Below are 4077 nucleotides of genomic sequence, written 5' to 3'. Positions count from 1 at the left end.
CGCCGAACTGGTCGGCACGCCCAACGAGGCCTGGCCCACATGTTCATCATGATGAACGCGGCCCGCCTCGCCGTCGGCGTCGAGGGCGTCGGCATCGCCGAGCGCGCCTACCAGCATGCGCTGGAATACGCCCGCGAGCGCAAGCAGGGCCGCAGCGTCTGGACCGGCGCCGCCAACAGCCCCATCGTCGATCACCCGGACGTGCGCCGCACCCTCTCGGTGATGAAGGCCAGGATCGCCGCCGCCCGCGCCATCTGCCTGTCCACCGGCGTCGCCGCCGACCTGGCCCGCCACGCCGCCACCGAGGACGAGCGCCGCCAGTGGAAGGGCCGCGAGGACCTGTTCACCCCCATCGCCAAGGCCTGGTCCACCGACGTCGGCTGCGAGGTCGCCTCCCAGGGCGTCCAGGTCCACGGCGGCATGGGCTTCATCGAGGAGACCGGCGCGGCCCAGTACTACCGCGACGCCCGCATCACCCCGATCTACGAAGGCACCAACGGCATCCAGGCCATGGACCTGGTCGGCCGCAAGCTGTCGCAGGACGGCGGCCAGTCCGCCCGCGACCTGATCGCCGACTTCAAGACCACCCTCGCCCAGTTGCCCAAGCTCTACACCGGCAAGCCGGTCGAGCGCTTCGCCAACGCCGTCGAGGCCGTCGAGGACGCCACCCTCTGGCTGCTGGACGCCAAGAGCGACAAGGACCGCGCCGCCGACGTCCTGGCCGCCGCCGACGCCTATCTGAAGCTGCTGGGCGACGTCACGGGCGGCTGGATGCTGGCCAAGGGCGCCCTGTGGGCCCGCGCCGAGCTGGACGCCGGCCGGGGCGACCCGGTCTGGCTGGAAGGCAAGATCGCGCTCTACGAAGTCTACGCCGCCAACGTCCTGGGCCACGTCTCCAGCCGCCTCGCTGCCGTCGGCCAGGGCGGCGCCCTGCTCGAGCGGATGAGCGTGGACGTGCTGGCCGGCTGATCGGCCGGGAGCCGCGCCGTGTATCCCTACGAAAAGCAGAACCTGGTGCCTTACCGGTTTCTCCTGGTCGGCTCAGGCCTGCTCTTTGCGGTCTGTGTCGTCCTTGGGATTATCACCGATAGCGCCTACGGGCTCATCTTCATCGTGGTGCACGTGTTTCTGGCGTTCCCCCTGGCCAGGAACTTCTTCCAGTGGAGCCCGGAGCCCACCGCGAAACGACAGTACGCGGTCGCATTCGTGGTCATGATCGTGATCGGGCTTGCCGGAGGCTTCGGCGTGGACGCGGCCACGGATCAATATCACCTCGCCCGTTGAGAGTGCACGAACCGGCTCCGGGTCACCTTCCGGTGCGACCGCTAGGGCCTGAGCGTGGACGCACGTCCGGCTGAACCCTACTTCAACGGCAGGTGCAGCTCCGCCGCCGCCCCCTGCTCCGGATCCCCCAGCAGGAAGCGCTGGCAGTAGATGGGGAAGTCCCGCATCTCCTCGCCGCTGGCCGGCAGCCAGTCGCGGTACAGGTACAGAGCCGCGGGCTCCAGGTTGTGGGTGTCCCCCGTGACCCTCAGCACGGCGCAGCGGCCGCCGGGGATCTCGCCTTCCCGGACCCCCTCGCCCCGGTCGATGATCGGCTGGTCGGGGCTCAGCCCGACGCACAGGTCCATGCGGTAGTCCGCGGGGTTCGCGGGGCGCCGCTCGGAATACCAGATGTTGAAGGTCGGGCTGGTCTGGGGCGACAGCCCGGCGGCCTTCCGCCAGGCGATGAAGCGCTGGATGGTGACGTCCAGGGTCTGCGGGTCGCCCCGGTGTTCGAACATGGCCACGCGGGTCGGGGCCACCTCGCGAATGGTGATCTGGTCGGGGGTGAAGGTCGTCGGCATGAGCTTGCTCCTGGCTGCGTTGAAAGGCCCGAAGGCCCGGAGCCACGGCTCCCAGTCGGGAGACTTCCGGAAACTCGACGGCGACTGCCGGAACCTCTGCCGAAAGGCGCGGGCGAAGGCGTCGGGCGTCTCGTAGCCGGCGTCCAGGGCGATGTCGGTCACGCTGGCCCCCTGCCCGTCGGCCAGCCGTTTCGAGGCCTGCCGGAGGCGGGCCAGCTGGACGTAGCGATGCAGGGACACCCCGAAGGTCGCCTTGAACTGCCGGTGGAAATGGAATTTGGAAAACGCCGCGACGCCGCTCACCGCCTCCAGGTCCAGATCGCCGTCCAGGTGCCGGTCGATGTGATCCAGCACCCTCCGCATCCGGGCATGATAGTGGTCCAGCGCCGCCGTCATCGTCCTCATCCGTTGTGGCGATCCGGGTTTGACGCGCCGGCCCGTCACGCGCTCGACCGATCTTGCGGTTCTGCGCTCCGCCCTAGGATCCGGCCGTAGCGTCGCTGAACACCCTCACGAAATTGCCGCCCACGATCTTGTCGACGTCCGAAGCGCCGTAGCCTCTCCGCGCCAGGGCCCCGGCCAGCACCGTCATCCGGTCCGGGCCGTCCATGTCCGCACAGGTCACGTGGCCGTGCAGCGGCTCTGCCCCGGCCCGTCCCAGGTTCCGGGCCTGATAGTCGGCTAGCCGGGCGACCTTGGCGGCCTGGGGACTGGGGTCGCCCATCGCCGGCTGGTCGCTGCCGAACCCCGCGACCTCGACGCCGCCGATCTTCACCACATGGTCGATGTGATCCACGACGTCCTCGACCGAGGAGGTGTCGCGGTCCGTCAGCCAGCGGCTCATCATGAAGACGCCGAAGAAGCCGCCCTTGTCCGCCAGCGCCCGGATCGCCTCGTCCGTCTTGTTGCGCAGGCTGGGGTGCAAGGCGCGGCAGCCGGCGTGGGTGACGGCGATCGGTCCGGCGGACAGGCGGATGGCCTCGATGGTCGTCCGCTCGCTGCAATGGGACAGGTCGATCAGGCCGCCCAGCCGGCCCATCTCCTCCACGACCCGGGCGCCCAGCAACGACAGGCCGCCGTCCTGGGGCTCCATGAAGCCGTCGCCCGCGCCGGTCCTCTCGTTGTGAGTCAGCTGGAGGATTCTCAGCCCCGCGGCGTGCATGGCTCTCAGAGCCTCCAGGTTCCGGTCGGAATAGGAAATGACCGACGGTCCCAGGATCGACGCGTCCTGGCACGCGATGACCACGCCCAGCTTGCCGGCGTCCCGGGCGGCCTGGAAATCAGCCCCCTTGCGGATGAGGCTCAACGCCGCGCCGTCCTCCGCCACGCGGGCGTTCCACGCCGACAGGGCCGCCGTCGCCTCCCCTTGCGCGCGCGGGAAGATGGTCATGTCCAGGACCAGCGCATCCATTCCGGCGGCCAGGACTTCCGGACCGTCCACCGATCCCGCCCCGCCGATCGCCAGCGCATCCACCATGAAGCGTCGAGGCGTCCGGCCCTGCGCCTGCACGGGCCCGAGGCCGACCAGGGCCGCGCCCCCGAGAGAGCCCGCCAGCAATTCACGTCGGTTCATGTGCGCTCTCCCAAGCCTGGAGCTTGGCGGCGGTTGTCCGGGAACCACGAGTTAAATCGCCGTAACCTCGCCGGCGTCTTCACACCGGTTCACCTCCCTACGTCCAATCCCGACGCATGGCCGTGTCATCCTGTCGGGCATGATCAGCCCATTCCTCCTCGACGACGGCTCTGCGGACATGCGGGCGATCCATCGCTTCGCCGTCGAGCAACGGACCGCGGCCCGCCGTCAGCGCCGCGCCCGCGCCGCCCGCGACTGGGGCCGTCTCGTCATGAAAGCCCTGCGCGCGCTGCGCTTCGCCGCCCGCGTGAAGGCCGGACGGCTGCACGGCCATCCGCACTCTTCGCACTCGCTTTTTTCCGAAACGCCAAAAGAAGTTTCCAAGCCGGTCGTTCCAGGGCTCGCGCCCAATTCCGACCGCCGCCGGACCTTCCGCGAGAGACGAAGGCGACGATGAGGCTGCCGAGAACCCCCACCACACCCACATTCTTCATCTCCGCTCATCCCGGCGAACGCCGGGACCCGGTGCTTTGGGTGATGAGCGGCGCCGGACTGACCTCACGCCGTCAGTTCAGGGGCTCGTGTCACCCTGGACAGGACGGGGTCCCGGCGTTCGCCGGGATAAGCGGTGTGGGAGAGCGAGCCGGAATGACGATC

Annotated in this window: 5 protein-coding genes; 2 read left to right on the top strand and 3 right to left on the bottom strand. The window is 69.4% G+C overall.

Features of this window, described 5'->3' with window-relative positions:
• Together Q0C81_RS03580 and Q0C81_RS03575 are read left to right on the top strand one after the other, a co-directional pair.
• Positions 1-969: acyl-CoA dehydrogenase (locus tag Q0C81_RS03580; RefSeq protein ID WP_291833634.1), on the top strand; the 969-nt coding region annotated here is incomplete at its 5' end.
• Positions 970-987: 18 nt separating this feature from the next.
• Positions 988-1284: a hypothetical protein gene (locus Q0C81_RS03575; RefSeq protein ID WP_291833630.1), complete on the top strand. Its 297-nt coding sequence runs from the start codon at positions 988-990 to the stop codon at positions 1282-1284.
• Positions 1285-1361: 77 nt separating this feature from the next.
• Here the strand turns inward: Q0C81_RS03575 and Q0C81_RS03570 are convergent, their stop codons facing one another.
• The 3 genes from Q0C81_RS03570 to Q0C81_RS03560 all read right to left on the bottom strand — a co-directional run bounded on the left by Q0C81_RS03570 (position 1362) and on the right by Q0C81_RS03560 (position 3754).
• A complete protein-coding gene (locus Q0C81_RS03570; protein WP_291833627.1) occupies positions 1362-2252 on the bottom strand; it encodes a GyrI-like domain-containing protein in 891 nt (296 codons plus the stop codon).
• Positions 2253-2325: 73 nt separating this feature from the next.
• A complete protein-coding gene (locus tag Q0C81_RS03565; RefSeq protein ID WP_291833624.1) occupies positions 2326-3420 on the bottom strand; it encodes a membrane dipeptidase in 1095 nt (364 codons plus the stop codon).
• Between the two features lie 97 nt (positions 3421-3517).
• Entirely contained in the window at positions 3518-3754 is a 237-nt protein-coding gene (locus Q0C81_RS03560) for a hypothetical protein (protein ID WP_291833621.1), read from the bottom strand.
• Positions 3755-4077 lie beyond the last annotated feature (323 nt).

Origin of the sequence: Brevundimonas sp. (assembly GCF_023259385.1) — a bacterium.
In the GTDB taxonomy this organism is placed as follows: domain Bacteria; phylum Pseudomonadota; class Alphaproteobacteria; order Caulobacterales; family Caulobacteraceae; genus Brevundimonas.
This window is presented reverse-complemented; position numbering and strand designations above follow the sequence as displayed.